Here is a 19,039-nt window from a genome sequence, read left to right as displayed (position 1 = left end):
CCTCCCCCGCCAGGGGGAGGTGGCGCGCCGAAGGCGTGACGGAGGGGAAGGAAGACCTGACGACGATGCGTCGCTTACCTCCCCCTCCGTCAGCTGCGCTGCCACCTCCCCCTAGCGGGGGAGGATTTTGACCGTCACGGCACCAGCACCGTCGCCCCGCGCGTCTCGCCGGCCTCCAGCGCCCGATGCGCGTCGGCCGCCTGTTCCAAGGCAAAGGTCTGCCCGATCTCGGGCTTGATCGCCCCCTGCCGCAGCATGGCGAATACCCGTTCGACACCCGCCTGCCGCTCCTCAGGCGTCACGTAATAGTCGAACAGCGTCGGCCGGGTCACGAACAGCGAGCCATGCTTCGACAGCGTCCCCAGCTCGACGCCCTTCACAGCGCCGCCCGCATTGCCATAGCTGACGATCAGCCCGCGTCGCGCCGCCGTCTTCAGCGACACCTCCCACGTCGCCTGGCCGACGCCGTCGAACACCACCGTGACGCCGCGCCCCTCGGTCAGCTCGCGCACGCGCGCCGCGACATCGTCCCGGCGATGGTTGAGCACCTCGTCGGCGCCCGCCGCCCTGGCCTGCGCCGCCTTCTCGTCGCTGCCGGCCACCCCGATCACCCGCGCCCCGATCGCATGCAGCCAGCCGGTCATCAGATGCCCGACTCCGCCCGCCGCCGCCCAGACCAGCACTGCCTGGCCCTTCTCCACCCGCGCGCAGCGCTCGACCAGCGCCTCGGTCGTGCAGCCCTTCAGCATGATCGCCGCCGCGGTCCGATCGTCGATATCATCGGGCAGCGCGAACAGCTCCTTCGCCGCGACGTTTCGCTCGGTCGCATAGGCGCCGCGCGTCGGGCCGAAGCCGGCCACCCGGTCGCCGACCTTCAGCGTCTCGACGCCCTCGCCGATCGCCTCGACCACGCCCGCCGCCTCGCTCCCCAGCCCCGACGGCAGGTCGATCGGATAGACGCCGCTACGGTGATAGGTATCGATATAGTTCAACCCGACGGCAGTGTGCCGAAGCCGCACCTCGCCGGGCGCCGGCTCGGGCAGGTCGGTGGTGATCCACTCGATCACCTCGGGTCCGCCGGTCCGCTCGATCCGTGCGACGCGCGCCATCATGTTCTCCTCTCGGGGCCGATCAATTCTTCGCCGAACGCCGACGATGCGTTTCCAGTTGCAACGCGTCCGCCGCCGCCGCATCAAACCGGCAACGACTGACAAGAGAGGATCGACCGTGGAACGTCACCTGCAATTCTATATCGACGGCGCTTGGGTGGACAGCGACGGCGGCCGCAGCTGGCAGGTCATCGACCCGTCGACCGAACAGCCGGTGACCGAGATCACGCTCGGCAGCGCCGTCGACGTCGACAAGGCGGTCGCCGCCGCCCGCCGCGCCTTCGATACCTTTTCGCATACCAGCGTCGACGAGCGTTCGGCGCTGCTCGGCCGGATTATCGAGGAATATAAGGCGCGCATCCCCGACATCGCCGCTGCGATCAGCCGCGAGATGGGCGCCCCGCTGTCCTTCGCGCAGATGGCGCAGGCGCCGACCGGCCTCAATCACTTCGTCCAGGCGCAAAAGGCGCTGGAGAGCTTCCCGTTCGAGGAACAGATCGGCCGCGCCAAGGTCGTCCATGAACCGCTCGGCGTCGTCGCGATGATTACGCCCTGGAACTGGCCGATGAACCAGATCGCCGCCAAGGTAGCGCCGGCGCTCGCGGCGGGCGACACGATGATCCTGAAGCCTTCGGAAGAAGCGCCGGGCTGCGCCGTCATCCTCGCCGAGATCATGGACAAGGCGGGGGTGCCCGCGGGCGTCTTCAACCTCGTCAACGGCGATGGTCCCGGCGTCGGCGCCGCGCTGTCGGCCCACCCCGGTGTCGACATGGTCAGCTTCACCGGCTCGACCCGCGCCGGGATCGCGGTGGCACAGGCCGCCGCGGCCACGGTCAAGCGCGTCCACCAGGAACTGGGCGGCAAGGCGCCCAACCTCGTCCTCGAGGGCGCCGACCTTCAGGCGGTCCTGCCGCCGACCGTCCAGGGCGTGCTGGCCAATTCCGGCCAGAGCTGCATCGCTCCCACCCGCCTGCTCGTCCACCAAAGCCAGGTCGATGCCGCGACCCAGGTGGTGAAGGCGATGATGGAGGCGACCGTCGTCGGCGATCCTGCCGAGCAGGGGATGCACATCGGCCCCGTCGTCAACAAGGCGCAGTACGACAAGATCCAGGAGCTCATCCAGTCGGCGATCGACGAAGGCGCGACGCTCGTCACCGGCGGCCCCGGCCGCCCCGACGGCCGCAATGCAGGCTATTACATCCGCCCGACGCTCTTCGCCGACGTCCGCCCCGACATGCGCATCGCGCAGGAGGAAACCTTCGGCCCGGTCGCGACGATCACCAGCTATCGGGACCGCGACGAGGCGATCCGCATCGCCAACGACACCCCCTATGGCCTGTCCGCCGCCATCTCCGGCGATCCGGCCGAGGCGGCGACCGTCGCGCCGAAACTGCGCGCCGGGCTGGTGACGATCAACGGCTGGAGCCCCGACGGCGCCGCTCCCTTCGGCGGCTACAAGCAGTCGGGCAACGGCCGCGAATATGGCAAGTACGGCCTGGCCGACTTCATGGAGGTGAAGACCATCACCGGCGCACCGGTGTAACAAAGCCGCCCTCACCCTTCGCTGCCTGCGGCAGCATTTTCCCTCTCCCGCTGGGAGAGGGAAGGGGCCCGCTGCCGAAGGCAGTGGGAAGGGTGAGGACGGATCACGACACTACCCGCTTCACCCGCAACGCCGACCAATCCCTATCGATCGCCACCTGCGCGACGGTATCGAGCCCAAACCCCCGCACCACCACGCGCAGCACGTCCCGGTGCAAATCCCCCGCCAGCGCCCCGGTCAGCTTGGGGTAGGCGATCCACAGCACCGCATCCTCCCTCGCCTCCGCCCGCAATGGCCCGATCCCCGCATCGAACGCCGCGCGATCCGCGACGAACAGCACCACCACCTCGGCCTCGCCGACCGACGCCGCCCGCTCGACGGGCACGTCGATCGCTCCCTCAGGCGCGCCGATCAGCGCCAGCCGCCGCTCGCCCTTGACCTGCAACTTCGCCAGCATCGCCGCTCCCGTCAGTGCAACGGCCACACCCATAGGATCAGCGGCGTCCCCAGCACCAGCACCAGCACCGACAGCGGCGCACCCAGCCGCGCATAGTCGCCGAAGCGATACCCGCCCGGCCCCAGCACCAGCGTGTTGCACTGATGCCCGATCGGCGTGAGGAAATCGCACCCCGCCCCCACCGCCGTCGCCATCAGGAACGCCTCCGGCCGATAGCCCAGGTCGCCGGCGAAGGTCGCGGCGATCGGCGCCATCACCAGCACCGTCGCCGCATTGTTGAGGAACGGCGTCACTGCCATCGCCGCCACCAGGATCAGCGCCACCGCGCCCCACGGCGGCAAGGTCGCCGCGGTATGCGACAGCCAGGTCGCGATCACGTCCGAGGCCCCCGTCGACCGCAGCGAGTCGCTGACCGGGATCAGCGCACCGAGCATGATCAGGATCGGCCACTCGATATGCTCGTACGCCTCGCGCACCGGCAGCGCCCCAACCGCCAGGATCACCCCCGCCGCCGCGAAGAACGCTACCGCCACCGGCACCAGCCCCAGCGCCGTCGCGAACATCGCCACGCCCAGGATCGCGATCGGCAGCCACGTCGTCCGCCGGCTCCCCAGCCGCATCTCGCGCTCGGCCAGCGGCAGGCACCCCAATTCGCGCAGCTGCTGCGGCATCAGGTCGAGCGGCCCCTGCAGCACGATGACGTCGCCCGCCCCCAGCACCGTGTTGCCCAGCCGCCGCGACAGGCGCTGGCCCTGGCGCGAGATCGCGATCAGATTGACGCCGTGCCGTTCCTGCAGCCGCAGTCGCCCCGCGGTCTGGCCGATCAGCACCGATTCGACGTTCACCACCGCCTCGATGACGCCGATCTCACTGTCCTTTTCGGCGGTCGCCTTCTCGCGTTCCTCGCCCTCCAGCTTCAGCTTGTCGCCCGCGATCACCCGCTCCAATGCGTCCGGCTCGCCGCCCAGGATCAGGACGTCGCCCGCGTGCAGCGTCATCGCTTCGGTCGGCGCGCTGCGCATGCCGGCGCGTAGGATCTGGGTGATGGTCACCTCATGCTCGTGGCGGTCGAGGAAGTCGGCGACGCTCTCGTCGACCGCCGGCGAATCGTCGGTTACCTCCGCCTCGGTGACATAGCCCTTGATGTCGAGCGCCTCGCCCATCGACGGTGCCGCCCGCCGGTCGCGCGGGATCAGCCTATAGGCGAAGCGCAGATAGATCAGCCCCATCACCAGCAGCCCGAGCCCCACCGGCGTATAATCGAACATGCCGAACGGCTGCCCGGTCATGTCCTGGCGCACCCGGCTGACGATGATGTTGGGCGACGTGCCCACCAGCGTCATCAGCCCGCCGAGCAGGCTGGCGAACGACATCGGCATCAGGAAGACCGACGGGCTGGCATCGTTCTTCTTGGCCATCCGCACCGCGGCGGGCATCAGCATCGCCAGCGCACCGATGTTCTTGACCAGCGCCGAGGCGACGCCGACCGATCCGGTCAGCACGATCAGCTGCGACCGCACCCGCGTCACCCGCTTCGCCACGCCCTTCAGCGCCCGCTCGATCAGCCCCGATCGCTGCACGGCGGCGGATATCACCAGCGCCGATCCGACGATGATGACGATGTCGTCGGAAAAGCCGGTGAACGCCTTCTTCGGCGTGACGATGCCGAGCGCAAGGCTCGCCAGCAGGGCGACCACCGCGACGATATCGTAGCGCCACCGACCCCAGATGAAGAGCGCCATCATCCCGACCAGCGTCGCGATCGAGAGAAGCTGGGGCGTGGTCATCAGGTCAAGAACCCTCGAACCCGGCACAATCTCCGCCGGATTGTGATTGCCCTGGCGCAACCGTATATACGCGTCATCACAGGAGCCGCGTCATGGGCATCATCGAAAGCCGCACCTTCAAGAGCGGCAACAGCGTCGCCGTCCGCCTGCCCAAGGAATTGGGCTTCGCCGCCGGCACCGCCGTGACGATCGAGAAGATCGGCAACAAGCTGGAGATCAAGCCGGCGATCGATCCGGAGGACGAACGACAGCGAGTGGCGGCTATGATCGAACGGATTGAAACGATCTGGGCCAATGCGCCGTACCACGAGATTGAGGCGCGCGAGCAGATCGAATTCCCGGACCGGCCCGGTCTGTAGATGTCCTATCTGATCGACACCAACATCGCGATACATCTGCGCGATCGCGATAGAGAGATCATGGAAAAGGTCAGTCGGCTCGGGCGATTTCCCGCACTGTCAATCATGTCGCTCGTCGAGCTGGAAGCTGGCGTTTTCCGGGATCCAACGCTTGCGATGCAGCGCCGCGCCGTACTCGATGCCCTGTTGGAAGGCCTGCCGATCCTCGACCTCGATCGGGACGTAATTGCCGCCTACGGTCAAATCATCGCGTCAGTCGGCTTCTCGCGTGCCAAGGTGATCGACCGCCTCATCGCCGCCACCGCGATCGCCAACGACCTCCCCCTCGCGACCATCAACGCCGACGACTTCCGCGACATTCCCGGCCTCACCCTCGACGTCTGGGCGCCGCCCGCTCAGTAATCGCGGCTGACGCGCACGTTCGCGCTCTGCCGGCCGAGTGTCGAGATCGACGACAGTATCGACAGCCAGCGCGTCACCTGGAACTCGACCTGGGTGGCCGAATAGCCCTGCCCGTCGGTGACGATCTCGGCATACAGCCGCCGCGTCACATATTTGCCCGCCGCGATGGAGGTGCCCTGCCCCGTCTGCGGATCGGCGGGCAGGATGCGCAGCCGGTCGAGCCCCGCCGCGCGCCGCACCGCATTGATCGGGTTCAGGCCGTTGCCGCCGTTCTGCAACGCCGCCACCGCCGCTGCCAGCTGGAGCGCTTCGGGCGCGGACAGGTTGGTGATCGACGTGCCGAACAGCAGGCGCGACAGCAACTCGTCCTGCGGCAATGCCGGGGTGCTGGTGAAGCTGATCTCGGGCTTCTGTGCATAGCCGGTCACCCGGATTGATGCGTTCAGCCCGATCGTGTTGGCGTCCGCCTCGATGTCGAGCGCCGGGTTCGCCGGCACCTCGCCGCCGAAGCGAATGACCCCTCGGCTGAGCCCGAAGGTTCGCCCCGCAAACTCGTAGTCGCCACGGATCAGCGTCGCGCGCCCGGTGATCGCCGGATTGTCGGGCGCTCCGCCGATTTGCAGGTCCGCCGACCATTCGCTGGTCAGTCCCAGTCCCGACACCATCACCTGGTTCGGCGCGCGAGCGCGGATCGCCAGCGTCCAGGGCGTGGAAGGTGCATCCTCCTCCTCGCCGCCCTCCGGCAGGTTGATTTCGCGCACGTTCAGCTGCGGCACCGCGCTGGCCGCCGTCGCCTGTCCCAGTCGATAGCGGCTGCGGTCCAGCGTCACGTCGCCCTTGATGGTTCCGCCGATGCCGCTCGAAACGAAGGTCAGCGGCCCGCTCACCGTCGCCGCAATGTCGTCGCGGTTGATCATCACCGCCTTGTCCGCCTGCAACCGCAGGTCGAGCCCCACGCCCTGCGCTGCAGCAAAGTCGAACGCGCCGGTGCCGGATACTCGCCCGCCCTTGCCCGCATCGGCGGCGAAGCGATCGATCTGCAGTCGCGATCCACCAAAGCGCCCGCTCGCCTGGACGTTGGTCAGCACCGTGCCCGTCACCGCGCTCTCGATCCGCGCGCCTGTCGCCTGCACCACGCCGCGGATCACGGGTGCCGAGGCACGCCCGCTGACATCCGCACCGATCGCCACCGGCCCCGACAGGTCGAACAATTCGACCCCGGTCAGCCGCCACAGCGTGTCCGCCGGCCCCGCATAGCGAAGCTGCGCGATCAGCGGCGCATTGACGATGCGGCTCGCCAGGTCGCCGTTGCCGAGCGGCGTCAGCAGCGCCTGCGCCCGCCCGATCGTCTTGCCACCCGACGCCATCACCGCGCGGAAACCCAGCCGGTCGGCGGTTAGCACCCCCGCCAGCCCCACGTCTATCGGCCTAGACGACAGCACCAGCCCCGATCGGCTGAGCCCGCGCACCGTCACGTCGACCCGCCCCGTCGGCGCCCCGGCGCCCGACTGCAGCGACAGCTTGCCCGATGCCGTGCCCGACAGCCCGAGCCCGGGGAAACCAATGTCGAGGATCCCTAGCGGCATCTGCGCCAGCGTCGCATCGATCGCGCTGCTCGCGTCGGTGAATTGCCCGCCGATCGACGCCTCGCCGCCCGCGAACGACAATCGCGTCGGCGCTAGTCGCCAGCCATCACCTTCGCGCGTCACGACGGCGGGTGTCAGCAGCTTCAGCGGCCGTCGGTCGAGCGTTCCTTGCGCGTTGACGACGTAGCGGTCAGGCGACACCTGCGTCACGCTCTGGATCTCGAACGCCCGCCCGCGCGATCCCGCAACCGAGGCGCGCACCTCGCCGCTGCCGTCGCGCAGCTTTGCGGTGACCGCCAGCCGCGCCAGGCTCAACGGCCCGCGCCGCAGCCCCAGCCCGGTCGCGTTCGCCTCGATCGTCGTACCGGCGGGGTCGAGCATCATGACGAGGTCGAGCCGCCCCTGCCGCAGCGTCGCGCCCGACAGCTGCGCGCCCCGCGCCGTCAGATGCGCTTCGATCCGCTGCACCCCGCCGGGCACCGCGAACAGCATCTCGCCCGCCAGCCCGCCGCCGTTGACGCCCAGCCTGCCGGCAAAGCCGCCATCGACGATCCCCAGCGTTCCCGCCGCCTTGGTCCCAGCGACGTTGAGCACGTCGACACGGATCGCCGCACCCGCGCCGGGGGGCAGCAGGATCGCGCCGCCAGCGGTAAAGCCGCCCAGCCGCGATCCGCCGGCCGCTCGGAAAGCGAAGCCCTCGGCGGTTGGATCGAGGTGCGCCCTCACCGCCGTCAGCCCCAGCGCCGCATTGGGGCGGGCGAACAACAGGTCGAGCGTCGGCTTCTCGATCCGCCCGTCGAGGATCAGCCGCACCGGTCCATAGGTCGCCTGCCGCCCGGCGCCCTCGAAATGGAACGTCCCGTCGCGCCGACGATAGCCGTTGCCGCGCAAGGTCAGTTGCGGCGACACCAGCGTCAGGTTGGTGAAGTGCAGGATCCCGTCGGGCGTCCGCTCCAGCCCGGTGACGATCCGCGGCAACCCGCCCGTCAGGTTGCGGAAGAAGCCGTTGTCGAGCCGCACCATCTGCGCCCGCCCGTCGCCGACGACGCGCGTGCCCTTGCCGCCCGGTCCCGGCACGACACGCAGCCGCGAGGCGACGTCGACCACGCCCAGTCCGGGGATCAGGTAACGCCCCAGCGCGCCGTTGACGCCGACCTCGAACTTACCGGTCCGCAGATCGAGCGTCAGCCCGATCCGCCCGGTCAGCTTGTCCGATCGCACGCGCAGATCGTCGCCGGTCAGCATCGGTGGCGCCAGCCGCAGGACGCCATCGACCGACAGGTTGCGCAGGATCCCGCCCGCGACATCGCCGACCCCGGTCACGCGAGTCGCGGTGAAGCGGGCCGGCAGCGACACCGGCATCGGCGACCAGCGCCCCTTGCCCGCGAGCCGGGCATTCTCGAAACCGGTGTTGTCGAACGCAATCCGCGGCGCGGTGATGCGATAGTCGAAGCCGACGCGGGCGAAGGGCCCGTCGAGGATCGCGCGCAGCTGGATGCCCTGCCCGCTCATGTTGCCGAACAGCGCGTTCGGGCGCTGCAGCCGCGCCGCGACGCGGACGTTGCGCAGGCTGCTCTTGCCCAGATCGACGACGCCCGTCGCGGTCACCGCCAGCGCCGCCGAGCGCAGCGTCAGCGCGCCATCGAGCCGGCGGTCGGCAAAGGTCGCATCGCCGCTGACCAGCACGCGGGGTGCCGTCATCCGCTGCAGCTTCCCCGTCAGGAATCGCGACGGCGCCAGCGCGCCCGACAGCGTGTAGCGCCCGCCGTCCGCCGCCAGCGCAAGCTCAACGACGCGGCTGTCCGCCACCGTCGCGCGTGCCGTGCCCCGCCAGTGCGCCCAGCGTCCGTCGCCACCGACGTCGATCCGCACCGCCCGGCCGAAGCCGGCGACGCGCGACAGCACGCCGCCCGGCAGCCCCTGTCCCCGCACGTCGATGTCGAAGCGGTCGCGATCAGGCTCCGCATCCATCCGCAGCCGTAGCGCATCGGTGCCGGCCACCCCGGCGTCGAGCACGATCAGCGCGCGGCCGCGGCGAATGTCGGCACGCCCGTCGATCCGCGCCACCCGCGCCTGCCCCAGCACGGGCCTGGCCAGCACCAGCCGGTCGACCGTCAATCGCCCGATCGCGATGTCGAAATCGGGCAGCACCGGCCCGCGCCGGCCGCTCGGCCGGGTGCGCGGTTTGTGAAACAGCGTCGCCCTCGGCACCGCCAGCCGTTCGATCGACAGCCGGTGGCGGACCCAGTCGAGCGGTCGCCAGTCGAGCGCTACCTGCGGCGCCTGGAACACCAGCCCGTCGAGGTCGTAGACGCGCAGGTCGGTGATCCGCGTGGCGTGGAACAGCGACCCGTCGATCCTGCCCACCGTGAAGCGAAGCCCGGTCGTCGTGCGGATTGCGCCGATCCGGTCGGCGACGATGCGATGGCCGACGTCGGTGTCGACGACCAGCAGCGCCGCGCCCGCCAGCAGCAGCAGCGCCGCCACCGCGCCGACCAGCCATCGCCACCACCGCCGCATCAGAACGCCTGGCCCAGCGAGACGTACACCGCGAGCCGGCTGTCGCCCTTCTGCGGGTTGATCGGCGTGCCGACATCGACGCGGATCGGCCCGAAGTTCGAGTAATAGCGCACGCCCAGCCCAGTGCCGTAGCGGAAGTCCGACATGCGCGGCAGCGGCGAGGTATAGATGTTGCCGCCGTCGAGGAACGGCACCAGCCCGAAGTTCCCGAACAGCCTGATCCGCGCCTCCAGCGCGAACTCGGCCAGGCTGCGCCCGCCGATCGGATCGTTGTTGGGATCGCGCGGCCCGATCGACTGGAAGCCATAGCCGCGCACCGACGCGCCGCCGCCCGCGTAGAAGCGCCGCGACGGCGCGATCTGGTCGCGCGGCGCGCCCAGGATCGTGCCGATCCGCACCCGCTCGGCCAGCACCACTTTGGGCGTCACCGACTGGTACGCGCTCGCGTCGATCTGCGCCCGGGTATAGCCGAACACCGCGCCCTGCAGCGACAGCTCGGGGCTAAGCCGCCCGCCAAGCCGAAACCCGCGCGTCGGGTTCAGCAGGTCGTCGGACCCGTCGTAGTTCAGGCTGGTCGGCAGCGCCGCGATGAAGAAGGTGCGCCGCCGCGGCTGCCCGGTCGCGGCGATCACGTCCTGCTCGTCCGACGCCGCCAGCTCGGCACCCAGCGACCAGGTCCAGGTCTTCTGAAAGAAGATGTTGGTCTGCCGCTCCAGGCTGGTCGACAGCGAATAGGTTTTGGCGTCGAAGGCGTTGCGATTGAGGTGCGCCGCCGCGCCCTGGATCGTCAGCACCCGGTCGCGGCCGTGGAAATTGTTGCGGCGATAGGTGATCGCGCTGAGCTGTTCCTGCGTGCCCAGCACCGATCGCAGCGTCAGCGCACCCTCGGGCGGAAACAGGTTGCGATGCGTCCAGCTCAGCTCGGCACGCGCGCCCTCGCCAGTGCCATAGCCCAGCTCGCCGGCGACGGTACGCGGCGGCGCCGGCTCCATCTTCACGCCGATGTCGACCACCGAGGGATCGTCGGAGGCGATCGGCTCGACCGTCACCGACGACACCAGCCCGGTCTGGATCAGCGCCCGGCGCAGGTCGTCGATCGACGACTGATCATAGGGATCGCCCTTGGTGAAGCGCGCGATCTCGCGGACATGATCGGGGCCGAACACCTGGTTGCCCGGCAGCGCGACGATCCAGCCGAAGCGCTTCTCGCCACCCGGCTTCACCGCCAGGTCGAGCGTTGCGGTCTGCGTCGCATGATCGACGACGATCTCGGGCTCGCCGACGCTGGCAAAGGGAAAACCCTGCTGCCCGATTTCAGCCGCCAGCGCGGTTTGCCCAGCGACGACGGCATCGGCATTGACCGGATCGTTCGGCTTCACCCCGAAGGTATCGCGCAGCGCCGGTGCCTTGTCGCCCGCCGACGCCAGCCCCGGCAGCTCGACCGATTTGAACCGATACAGCGGCCCCGGCGTCGCCTCCAGCACCACCAGCGGCTTCGCCCCGGGCTCGACCCGCGTCGCCACCGCGGCATCGTAATAGCCTTCGGCGCGCAGCAGCGATTTCAGCAGGTCGGCGTCCTCACGCGCGCGCCGGTCGAGCTGTGCGGCATTGGCGGCGCTGCCGTCGTTGGCGTTCAGCGTCGACAGCTGGTCGAAGCGCTGGCGCAGCAACGGCGTCGCGACGCTGTCGATCCCCTCGACGCGCCACTGGTATCGCGCTTCCGCGGCGGCATCGGTCGTCTGGCTCGCCGGCACGCCCGGCGTCTGGGCGCCGAGATCGGGCCAGTCGACGCCAATCCCCGGCAGCGGCGCGAGCGGCGCGGCGGGATCGAGCGTCTCCGCGCTCGTCGGCGGCGCGGGCGCCGTCTGCGCGCCCGCAGCCGCGCTTCCCGCAGCCCAGACGGCGCACAACCCCCAGCACCCGACGCGCCACACCATGCGCCGGCTCTAGCGCGCGCCGTCCCGCCGCGACAGGGCTAAACCGCCCAACCTGCGCCGGCCGGGCGCGCCGTTGGCGGGATGACGCGACGTCGCTTCACGACCGTTCGTCCTGAGCGAAGTCGAAGGACTATTTCCGAACCGATCGTTTGGGGCCTGTGCTTCGACTTCGCTCAGCACGAACGGTCTGATGCCGTCACACTGTTCTAGTGCACCGTCCCGATCGCCCCGCTCGATCGCAGCACGTCGATCAGTCGCTCGGTCTGGCGCCAGCGGCAGAAGTGGATGTGATTGCCCAGATCGCGGCTGCGCCCCGCCCGTGCCGATGCTTCGAGCGCGGCGTGGTCGCCGAACGACGCGATCAGGTCCATCGCCTCCGACACCTGATGCGCATCGGCGAGATACATGGCGATCAAATCGGCGACTCCCTTGTCTTGCCAAGGGCTTGTGCCTGCTCGCCGCCAAGGGCGGGTAAAGTTCATTGGTTGGCGAACCGTCAAGCATAAGCCCGACACTGGCGCCGCGTCGTCCAACGTGGCAGGGCGCTGGCCGATGAGCGAACGCCCTCCCCCCGCCGCCGGCGGCCTGCTGATCGCCGCTGGCGCGATGAGCGGCGCGGCGATCGGCTTCCTCTATGGCCAGGCGACGCCCGGCTTCCTGGCGGGGCTCGCCATCGGCATCGTCGCCGCGATCGTCATCTGGCAGGTCGACAGCCGCCGCCGGTGACCGGCCCCCAATCCCGTCATGCTGAACTCGTTTCAGCATCTCCCCGGCGAGGTCACGCTCCCCTCACCACGAGATCCTGAAACTAGTTCAGGATGACGCTCCTGGTGAGCACCACCCCAACTCAGTGCGGCAGTGCCGTCGACCCCGCATCGACCTTTTCCACCCACTGCGGAAAGAACGCCGGCTGCCGGTTTGACCAGCCCGATGCGGTCGCCGCCGCCTCGCTGATCGACTGGAGCAGCTTGCGCCGCAGCTCGGGATGGAGGTGCGGCAGCGCCGCTGCGGCGCAGAAGGCGCTCGGCAGCCACGGGCGCACCGTCGCGCCGATCAGCCGCTCGTACAGGAAGCGAAACGCCGAGAAGCTCGTCAGCCGCCCCTGCCCCAGGTCGAATGCCGCCAGCGTCACCAGCGGCGCCAGGAACGGTTCGACCGAGCGCAGGTCGCTGTCGTCGGGTATGGTGGTGCGCATCCGCTCCAGCCCGCGATACACCTGGGCCTGGGCGCGAATGCTCGCCGCCTCGACCACGTCGCGCGACCAGCGCGCGAGCGCGTCCTCCCGATCGAGCCCGATGTCGAGCGAGCGTCGGATGTAGCGCTGCGTCGAGCTGTCGAAGCTCGCGAATTCCTTGATTTCCGCCAGGGTCATCGCGCCCCGCGCCGGCCTGCTGCGTCCTGCCATCTGCGTTATCCCACCCCACTCAAGCGACGGGATGGACTATGCGCCTCGGTGGTTAACACCCCGGTTAACGACAGCCGTCCCGACCGTCATCAAAGCATCACGAAATGCGCTGCACCGCAACATCGCTTGCGACGAACCGATGCCGCGGTACTTAATCGTGCGGTCGGTGGGGTTTCTGCGCAACATTGGCGATGAAATGACGCCCGCGCCGTCGCTGGGTGGCGGCCCCGACGACCTGCCCTCCGAGACGCCGCTTCGACTGTGCTCAGCGGCTCCTCAGGGCAAACGGAATACCTATTTCCGTTCGTGGTGAGGAGGGGCTGAGCGAAGTCGAAGCCCCGTCTCGAACCACCGGCCCCACCGTCGCCAAAAAAAACGGAGCGAGATGTTTCCATCCCGCCCCGCCGGTCATCTAAATTCCACCAACCGGCAAGCGCGGCATCACCCCTGCCGCTTAGCCTCGGCCTCCGCATCGTAACCCGACGATTCCGGCAAATCGCCACCGCGGCCCGGCTGCGTCGTCGAGATCGGATCGCTGGCGTCCATCGATTCGTCGAGGCCTTCGTCCAAGACCGCGTCGGCATTCTTGGGATCGCGCTCGAGCCGCTTGGCGATCGATTCGTCCCGTCCGGCGTCCTGCTTCTCGGTGCGCGACACGCCGGCGTCCTCGCCGTCCGGTGCGTCCGGCGCTACCGACATGCTGTCGAGTGCGCGCTCGTCGATATCCATGATGTCATCCCTCCATCGGTTTCGTGATCAAAACGAACGGTCGGTGGAGGCGTTCCGATGTCCGCCAACGACAAGAGCCCCGGCGGTCGCCCGCCGAGGCCCCTAATCGATCGGCTAGCGATCGAGCGATCAGTCGCGCTGCGCGCCGAACAGCCGCAGGATGAACATGAACATGTTGATGAAGTCGAGGTACAGGCTCAGCGCCGACATGATCACGGCCTTGCCGACGACATCGCTGCCCGCGACCTGGTAGTACAGCTCCTTGGTGCGCTGCGTATCGTAGGCGGTGAGGCCGGCGAAGATCAGGACGCCGACGATGCTGATGATCAGGTTCAGCGTGCTCGACTGGGTGAAGATATTGATCAGGCTCGCCACGATCAGGCCGATCAGGCCGACGATCAGGAACGCCCCCATCGCCGACAGGTCACGCTTCGTGGTGTAACCATAGAGGCTGAGACCCGCGAAGCCCGCCGCCGTCGCGAAGAAGGCACCGGCGATCGAGGTGCCGCTATAGACGAGGAAGATCGTCGACAGCGACAGGCCCATCAGGACGGCAAAGCCCCAGAACATCGCCTGGAGCGCGCCGGTCGAGAAACGGTTCTGGCCGAAGCTCATCGCGAAGACGATCGCGAGCGGCGCCAGCATCAGCAGGATGCGCGCCGCGCCGTTCTGGAACACGACCTGCGCCATGCCCGACGTCGCGAACAGCAGCGCGACGATACCCGTCAGCAGCACGCCCGACGACATGTAGTTGTACACCGACAGCATGTAGGACCGCAGCCCCGCGTCCACGTCGCCGGTACGCGTGGCGCTCGCCGCCCGCTCGCCGAACGGCGTGGCGGTGGGGCGGGGATCTGACCAATTGGCCATGATGTTCGACACTCCTTTTCCGGCGACATGCCGGCTTGGTTGAAAATATCGGCGTGAACGACAACGCTTTCAAGCTAAACCGGTGTCATTCGCCCGACAGGGAAATAGAACGTTACAATGCCACGGCTCTTTGTCGCGCTACGTCCTCCGCCGCCGATTCGCGAAGGCCTGCTCGACATCATGGACGACGTGCCCCAGGCGCGCTGGCAGGACGACGACCAGCTCCACCTGACGCTCCGCTTCGTCGGCGACGTCGAGCCGTGGCAGGGCGACGACCTCGCCGCCGCGCTTGCCGGCATCCACGCCCCCGCCCCCACCGTTGCGCTTGCCGGCGTCGGGCGGTTCGAGCATCGCGGCCGCACCGACACCTTGTGGGCCGACGTCACCGGCCATGACGCGCTCGCCCATCTCGCCCGCAAGGTCGAACAGGCATGCCAGCGCGCCGGCCTGCCACCGGAACAGCGTGCCTTCCGCCCGCACATCACGGTCGCCAGGATCGCCCGCTCGGCGGGGGCTGCCCCGGAGATCGACCATTGGCTCGGTCGCCATGCCAGGCTCGCCAGCGCGCCCTTCACCATGCCGCACCTTATCCTCTACGAGAGCGTCATCGGCCGTGCCGGCGCGACGTACGAGGCGGTCATGCGCTGGCCGCTCGGAACCGCGCCCGACGCGCCGGGGTTTTGAGACGCACGACACATCAGGGAGACTTCTCATGCGCGCCACGACCGGGATCATCATGCTGTGCACCGCGGCCCTTGCGCTCGGCGCCTGCACGCGCGACGGTGGTTCGATGCGCGGCGCGACGCCCGCGGGCCAGTCGGCGAGCGCGATGATCCGCACCGCAGCCGGCGCCGATGCCGGCAAGGCGACCGCTACCGATGTCGAGGGCGGCGTCCGCTACACGCTCGATGTGCGCGACATGCCGGCCGGCACCCACGGCGCGCACATCCACATGGTGGGCCAGTGCGACGCGCCCGACTTCACCACCGCCGGCGGCCATTGGAACCCGACGACGATGCAGCACGGCTCGATGAACCCGCGCGGCCCGCACGCCGGCGACCTGCCAAACCTGATCGTCGGCACCGATGGTCGCGGCACGCTGGCCGTCACTGTGCCGGGGCAGACTGTCGCGGGGCTGCTCGACGCCGATGGCTCGTCGATCATCGTCCACGCCGGCGCCGACGACTTGAAGACTGATCCCAGCGGCAACAGCGGCGGCCGCATCGCCTGCGGCGTATTCCGGGCGGGCTGAGCTCGCCTCCGCCACCCCGGCGCGATGCCGGGGTGACGGGCAGCGGCTTAGTCCACGAGTTCCTTCTCCAGCGCCTCGATCACCGCCCGGTTGAACGCGGGAATATCGTCCGGCTTGCGGCTGGTGATCAGGTTGCCGTCGATCACGACTTCCTCGTCGACCACGTCGGCGCCGGCATTCTCCAGGTCGGTACGGATCGAGGGCCAGCTCGTCGCCTGCCGTCCGTCGACCACATCCGCCTCGATCAGCAGCCACGGCGCGTGGCAGATCGCGGCGACGATCTTGTCGTCTTCCATGAACTCGGAAACGATCTCGATCGCGCGCTCCTCCATGCGAAGCTTGTCGGGGTTACCGACGCCGCCCGGCAGCACCAGCGCGTCGAAGTCGTCGGTGTCGATCTCGTCCAGCGTCGTGTCCGGAGTGATCGTATCGGCCTTCTCACCCGCCTTCTCGCCCTGAATCGGATCGGTCTTGATCGACGCCAGCGTAACCTGCGCGCCGGCATCGAGCAGCGCCTGGCGCGGCAGGAACAGTTCGTCGTTCTCGAACCCGTCGGTGGCGAGCATCAGCACCCGCGCCTGGGAAAGGTCGGCCATAACATATTGCTCCTGGTGTAATTCCGTGGACCTCAACCGCTGCCGAGGACGCCCGTTCCGGAACGAAGCGACAGCCTTGCGCTTTTGATCGACGAAGCGAGGGGAAAACCATGGCCGCGCGGCTGGTCTATTGCGACGATTCCAAACCCGGCATCACCCGGACGAAGGTCCGCAACGGCTGGGCCTATTGGAATGCCAAGGGCGATCGCATCACCGACCGCGACGAGATCGACCGCCTTAATCGCGTCGGCCTGCCGCCCGCCTATCGCGACGCCTGGTTCTGTCCCAGCGCCAACGGCCATATCCAGGCGATCGGCTGGGACGAAAAGGGCCGCAAGCAATATCGCTACCACACCGATTTCCGCGAGGCGCAGGAGGCCGCCAAGTATGAGCGCTGCGCCGAATTCGGCCACGCCCTGCCCGCGATCCGCAAGAAAGTGGAGGCCGACCTCGCCTCCCGCGGCCTGACCAGGGACCGCGCCGTCGCCGCCGTCGTCCGCCTGCTCGACATCGCCCACTTACGCGTGGGCAACGAGGCGTATGCGGCGGCGAACAAGAGCTTCGGCGCCACTACGCTGCGCCGCCGCCATGCCGAGCTGAAGGGCACGACACTGAAGCTTCGCTACAAGGGCAAGTCGGGCAAGCTGCGCGACATCGCCATTACCGATCGCGCGCTCGCCACGACGGTGCGCCGGATGCAGGATCTCGACGAGCAGCATCTGTTCGCCTGGGTCGACGAGGACGGCGAGGCGCATCCCGTCACCTCGTCCGACGTCAACGCCTATATCAAGGCAGCGACCGGCGGCGACTTCACCGCCAAGCATTTCCGCACCTGGGGCGCCAGCCTCGCCGCGTTCGAAGCGCTGGCGAACGCCGAAACCGACCTCAGCCTCAAGATGCTGCTCGAGCCCGTCGTCGAGCGGCTCGGCAACACCCCGGCGATCGCGCGCAAGAGCTATGTTCATCCTGCGCTCATCGCGCTGACCAAAAAGGGGCAGAGCGCCTTTCGCAAGGCGCTTCGCCTGCCGCGCAGCCGTCGCTACATGACCCGCGAGGAATGCGGCCTGATCGCCTTCCTCGAAAAGGGCACGCCCGCCGCCACCGCCATGGCGGCCTGAAACACAAGGACCATCATGTCGGCCAACAGCGCGGCCAAGGCGCCGCTGTTCAACCCCGATGACCTGCAGGACCAGACCGCAGGCCTGATCAACGCCAGCACCGCCTGGCTCCAGCATCACTGGCTCCAGATCCTGATCGCGATCGCGATCGGCGCCACCGTCTTCCTCGTCAGCCACGGGCTGCGCGGCTGGCTGTCGCGATGGCTGATGCGCGACGACACCGGCAATGGCTGGGGCCGCGTCGTCGGCCGCGCGATCGACCGCACCGGCAACTTCTTCCTGGTCATGCTCGCCGCCAAGCTGGTCGTCGGCTATGCCGGCGCGCCGGGCCAAGTGGCGACCACGATCAACTTCCTGTGGACCGTCGCCTCGGTCTTCCAGGCCGCGGTCTGGGCGCGCGAGGTGATCCTGGGGGTGATCGAGCATCGCACCCGCTCCGAACATTATTCGGGCGAGGCGCTGCTGTCGGCGATGGGGCTGATCCGGCTGCTCGTCACCGTCGTCCTGTTCGCGATCGCGCTGGTCGTCGTGCTCGACAATCTTGGCGTCAACGTCACCGGCCTCGTCGCCGGTCTCGGCGTCGGCGGCATCGCGATCGGTCTCGCCGCGCAGGGCATCTTCGCCGACCTGTTCGCGGCGCTCGCGATCATTTTCGACCGCCCGTTTCGTCGCGGCGACGCGATCAGCTACGACAATTCCACCGGCACCGTCGAGGCGATTGGGCTGAAATCGACGCGTGTCCGCGGCCCCAACGGCGAAGAGCGGATCATCTCGAACAAGAAGCTGCTCGACAAGGAGATCCTCAACAACACCCGCCGCGAATATCGCCGCGTCCAGTTCACCCTCGGCGTCGTCCAGTGGACCGGCGTCGACGTCATGGAAAAGCTGCCCGGCCTGGTGAAGCAGGTGGTCGAGAGCCACGGCATGAAGTTCGTCCGTGCCGGCTTCGCCAGCTTCGGCGCGTCGAGCTACGACTTCGACGTCCAGTTCGATTCACCGAGCAGCGCGTATCAGGACTATTTCGACGCCCGCCACATCGTCGGCCTCGCCGTGATCCGCATGCTGAACGACGAGAGCATCGAGCTCGCCTATCCGACCCAGACCGACTTCACCGCCGCGCCCGACGGCGGCCTGATCTACCCCTGGCCCCGCCGCCACGCGCCCCCCGCCGCCCCCACCGGCGACCCGATCCGGGCGCAGGACACCGCCGGCGCCACCACCCGCGCCAGCGGCTCGCCGGTCGACGAGGACGTCGGCCGCGGCGCGCCCGCGCCGGAGGGCGACGACAAATGATTCTGCTTGATTGACATCATCTTGGCGGCCTCCGGCGGAACGCTGGGGGGCGGCGGATCGCTCTCCCGCCACCATT

18 protein-coding genes are annotated in these 19,039 nt (G+C 68.8%); 8 read left to right on the top strand and 10 right to left on the bottom strand.

From position 1 onward, the window contains the following. Positions 1 to 134: 134 nt before the first annotated feature. Positions 135 to 1,109 carry a quinone oxidoreductase family protein gene (locus tag GGQ80_RS13190; protein WP_183985562.1) on the bottom strand — a complete coding sequence of 325 codons (975 nt, stop codon included), beginning with the start codon at positions 1,107 to 1,109 and terminating at the stop codon, positions 135 to 137. 118 nt (positions 1,110 to 1,227) lie between these two features. Here GGQ80_RS13190 and GGQ80_RS13185 point away from each other — a divergent pair, with 118 nt between their 5' ends. After that, a complete protein-coding gene (locus GGQ80_RS13185) occupies positions 1,228 to 2,652 on the top strand; it encodes an aldehyde dehydrogenase family protein (protein WP_183985560.1) in 1,425 nt (474 codons plus the stop codon). Between the two features lie 103 nt (positions 2,653 to 2,755). Here the strand turns inward: GGQ80_RS13185 and GGQ80_RS13180 are convergent, their stop codons facing one another. Continuing rightward, positions 2,756 to 3,142 (bottom strand): hypothetical protein, encoded by a 387-nt coding sequence (locus GGQ80_RS13180; protein ID WP_221364373.1) that lies wholly within the window; start codon positions 3,140 to 3,142, stop codon positions 2,756 to 2,758. Further along, positions 3,121 to 4,896, bottom strand: a complete 1,776-nt coding sequence (locus GGQ80_RS13175; RefSeq protein WP_183985556.1) for an SLC13 family permease — start codon at positions 4,894 to 4,896, stop codon at positions 3,121 to 3,123. Before GGQ80_RS13175 ends, GGQ80_RS13180 begins: the two co-directional genes overlap by 22 nt. A gap of 92 nt (positions 4,897 to 4,988) precedes the next feature. On the opposite strand from GGQ80_RS13175, the gene GGQ80_RS13170 reads away from it, so the two are divergent. Together GGQ80_RS13170 and GGQ80_RS13165 are read left to right on the top strand one after the other, a co-directional pair. Continuing rightward, the gene (locus GGQ80_RS13170; protein WP_183985554.1) at positions 4,989 to 5,255 is read left to right on the top strand and encodes an antitoxin; all 267 of its coding nucleotides are present in this window, start codon (positions 4,989 to 4,991) and stop codon (positions 5,253 to 5,255) included. Then, the gene (locus GGQ80_RS13165) at positions 5,256 to 5,657 is read left to right on the top strand and encodes a PIN domain-containing protein (protein ID WP_183985551.1); all 402 of its coding nucleotides are present in this window, start codon (positions 5,256 to 5,258) and stop codon (positions 5,655 to 5,657) included. Here the strand turns inward: GGQ80_RS13165 and GGQ80_RS13160 are convergent. From GGQ80_RS13160 to GGQ80_RS13150, 3 genes are all read right to left on the bottom strand, one after another. Further along, positions 5,651 to 9,763, bottom strand: a complete 4,113-nt coding sequence (locus GGQ80_RS13160; protein ID WP_183985549.1) for a translocation/assembly module TamB domain-containing protein — start codon at positions 9,761 to 9,763, stop codon at positions 5,651 to 5,653. The two genes, GGQ80_RS13165 and GGQ80_RS13160, sit on opposite strands and share 7 nt — an antisense overlap. Beyond that, positions 9,763 to 11,700 carry an autotransporter assembly complex protein TamA gene (locus GGQ80_RS13155; RefSeq protein WP_183985547.1) on the bottom strand — a complete coding sequence of 646 codons (1,938 nt, stop codon included), beginning with the start codon at positions 11,698 to 11,700 and terminating at the stop codon, positions 9,763 to 9,765. The genes GGQ80_RS13160 and GGQ80_RS13155 overlap by 1 nt, the downstream gene beginning before the upstream one ends. A gap of 206 nt (positions 11,701 to 11,906) precedes the next feature. Next, positions 11,907 to 12,107 carry a hypothetical protein gene (locus GGQ80_RS13150; RefSeq protein WP_183985608.1) on the bottom strand — a complete coding sequence of 67 codons (201 nt, stop codon included), beginning with the start codon at positions 12,105 to 12,107 and terminating at the stop codon, positions 11,907 to 11,909. Positions 12,108 to 12,252: 145 nt separating this feature from the next. On the opposite strand from GGQ80_RS13150, the gene GGQ80_RS13145 reads away from it, so the two are divergent. Then, the gene (locus GGQ80_RS13145; RefSeq protein ID WP_183985613.1) at positions 12,253 to 12,426 is read left to right on the top strand and encodes a hypothetical protein; all 174 of its coding nucleotides are present in this window, start codon (positions 12,253 to 12,255) and stop codon (positions 12,424 to 12,426) included. 121 nt (positions 12,427 to 12,547) lie between these two features. Here GGQ80_RS13145 and GGQ80_RS13140 read toward each other — a convergent pair whose 3' ends face one another. From GGQ80_RS13140 to GGQ80_RS13130, 3 genes are all read right to left on the bottom strand, one after another. Further along, a complete protein-coding gene (locus GGQ80_RS13140) occupies positions 12,548 to 13,105 on the bottom strand; it encodes a hypothetical protein (RefSeq protein ID WP_183985545.1) in 558 nt (185 codons plus the stop codon). Positions 13,106 to 13,546: 441 nt separating this feature from the next. After that, entirely contained in the window at positions 13,547 to 13,834 is a 288-nt protein-coding gene (locus GGQ80_RS13135; protein ID WP_183985543.1) for a hypothetical protein, read from the bottom strand. Positions 13,835 to 13,963: 129 nt separating this feature from the next. Then, positions 13,964 to 14,704, bottom strand: coding sequence for a Bax inhibitor-1/YccA family protein (locus GGQ80_RS13130; protein ID WP_183985541.1), 741 nt, complete (start codon positions 14,702 to 14,704; stop codon positions 13,964 to 13,966). A gap of 117 nt (positions 14,705 to 14,821) precedes the next feature. On the opposite strand from GGQ80_RS13130, the gene thpR reads away from it, so the two are divergent. Next, positions 14,822 to 15,388 (top strand): RNA 2',3'-cyclic phosphodiesterase, encoded by a 567-nt coding sequence (gene thpR / locus GGQ80_RS13125; RefSeq protein WP_183985539.1) that lies wholly within the window; start codon positions 14,822 to 14,824, stop codon positions 15,386 to 15,388. A gap of 28 nt (positions 15,389 to 15,416) precedes the next feature. Next, positions 15,417 to 15,956 carry a superoxide dismutase family protein gene (locus GGQ80_RS13120; RefSeq protein WP_183985536.1) on the top strand — a complete coding sequence of 180 codons (540 nt, stop codon included), beginning with the start codon at positions 15,417 to 15,419 and terminating at the stop codon, positions 15,954 to 15,956. Positions 15,957 to 16,003: 47 nt separating this feature from the next. On the opposite strand, the gene GGQ80_RS13115 is transcribed toward GGQ80_RS13120, so the two are convergent. Next, complete coding sequence (locus GGQ80_RS13115) at positions 16,004 to 16,552, bottom strand: type 1 glutamine amidotransferase domain-containing protein (RefSeq protein ID WP_183985534.1); 549 nt, start codon at positions 16,550 to 16,552, stop codon at positions 16,004 to 16,006. A gap of 110 nt (positions 16,553 to 16,662) precedes the next feature. Between GGQ80_RS13115 and GGQ80_RS13110 the strand changes: the two genes are divergently transcribed. Further along, positions 16,663 to 17,670, top strand: a complete 1,008-nt coding sequence (locus GGQ80_RS13110) for a DNA topoisomerase IB (protein ID WP_183985532.1) — start codon at positions 16,663 to 16,665, stop codon at positions 17,668 to 17,670. 12 nt (positions 17,671 to 17,682) lie between these two features. Continuing rightward, a complete protein-coding gene (locus GGQ80_RS13105) occupies positions 17,683 to 18,963 on the top strand; it encodes a mechanosensitive ion channel family protein (RefSeq protein WP_425506056.1) in 1,281 nt (426 codons plus the stop codon). Positions 18,964 to 19,039 lie beyond the last annotated feature (76 nt).

It is taken from the genome of Sphingomonas jinjuensis, from assembly GCF_014197105.1.
Taxonomy (GTDB): Bacteria; Pseudomonadota; Alphaproteobacteria; order Sphingomonadales; family Sphingomonadaceae; genus Sphingomonas; species Sphingomonas jinjuensis.
This window is presented reverse-complemented; position numbering and strand designations above follow the sequence as displayed.

Bases quoted from the DNA above. Each gene is read 5' to 3' on its own strand.
- GGQ80_RS13120 (WP_183985536.1), top strand. From the start codon at position 15,417: ATGCGCGCCACGACCGGGATCATCATGCTGTGCACCGCGGCCCTTGCG.
- GGQ80_RS13180 (WP_221364373.1), bottom strand. From the start codon at position 3,142: ATGGGTGTGGCCGTTGCACTGACGGGAGCGGCGATGCTGGCGAAGTTG.
- GGQ80_RS13130 (WP_183985541.1), bottom strand. From the start codon at position 14,704: ATGGCCAATTGGTCAGATCCCCGCCCCACCGCCACGCCGTTCGGCGAG.
- GGQ80_RS13170 (WP_183985554.1), top strand. From the start codon at position 4,989: ATGGGCATCATCGAAAGCCGCACCTTCAAGAGCGGCAACAGCGTCGCC.
- GGQ80_RS13140 (WP_183985545.1), bottom strand. From the start codon at position 13,105: ATGGCAGGACGCAGCAGGCCGGCGCGGGGCGCGATGACCCTGGCGGAA.
- GGQ80_RS13165 (WP_183985551.1), top strand. From the start codon at position 5,256: ATGTCCTATCTGATCGACACCAACATCGCGATACATCTGCGCGATCGC.
- GGQ80_RS13145 (WP_183985613.1), top strand. From the start codon at position 12,253: ATGAGCGAACGCCCTCCCCCCGCCGCCGGCGGCCTGCTGATCGCCGCT.
- GGQ80_RS13160 (WP_183985549.1), bottom strand. From the start codon at position 9,763: ATGCGGCGGTGGTGGCGATGGCTGGTCGGCGCGGTGGCGGCGCTGCTG.
- GGQ80_RS13150 (WP_183985608.1), bottom strand. From the start codon at position 12,107: ATGTATCTCGCCGATGCGCATCAGGTGTCGGAGGCGATGGACCTGATC.
- thpR (WP_183985539.1), top strand. From the start codon at position 14,822: ATGCCACGGCTCTTTGTCGCGCTACGTCCTCCGCCGCCGATTCGCGAA.
- GGQ80_RS13155 (WP_183985547.1), bottom strand. From the start codon at position 11,700: ATGGTGTGGCGCGTCGGGTGCTGGGGGTTGTGCGCCGTCTGGGCTGCG.
- GGQ80_RS13110 (WP_183985532.1), top strand. From the start codon at position 16,663: ATGGCCGCGCGGCTGGTCTATTGCGACGATTCCAAACCCGGCATCACC.
- GGQ80_RS13190 (WP_183985562.1), bottom strand. From the start codon at position 1,109: ATGGCGCGCGTCGCACGGATCGAGCGGACCGGCGGACCCGAGGTGATC.
- GGQ80_RS13135 (WP_183985543.1), bottom strand. From the start codon at position 13,834: ATGGATATCGACGAGCGCGCACTCGACAGCATGTCGGTAGCGCCGGAC.
- GGQ80_RS13115 (WP_183985534.1), bottom strand. From the start codon at position 16,552: ATGGCCGACCTTTCCCAGGCGCGGGTGCTGATGCTCGCCACCGACGGG.
- GGQ80_RS13175 (WP_183985556.1), bottom strand. From the start codon at position 4,896: ATGACCACGCCCCAGCTTCTCTCGATCGCGACGCTGGTCGGGATGATG.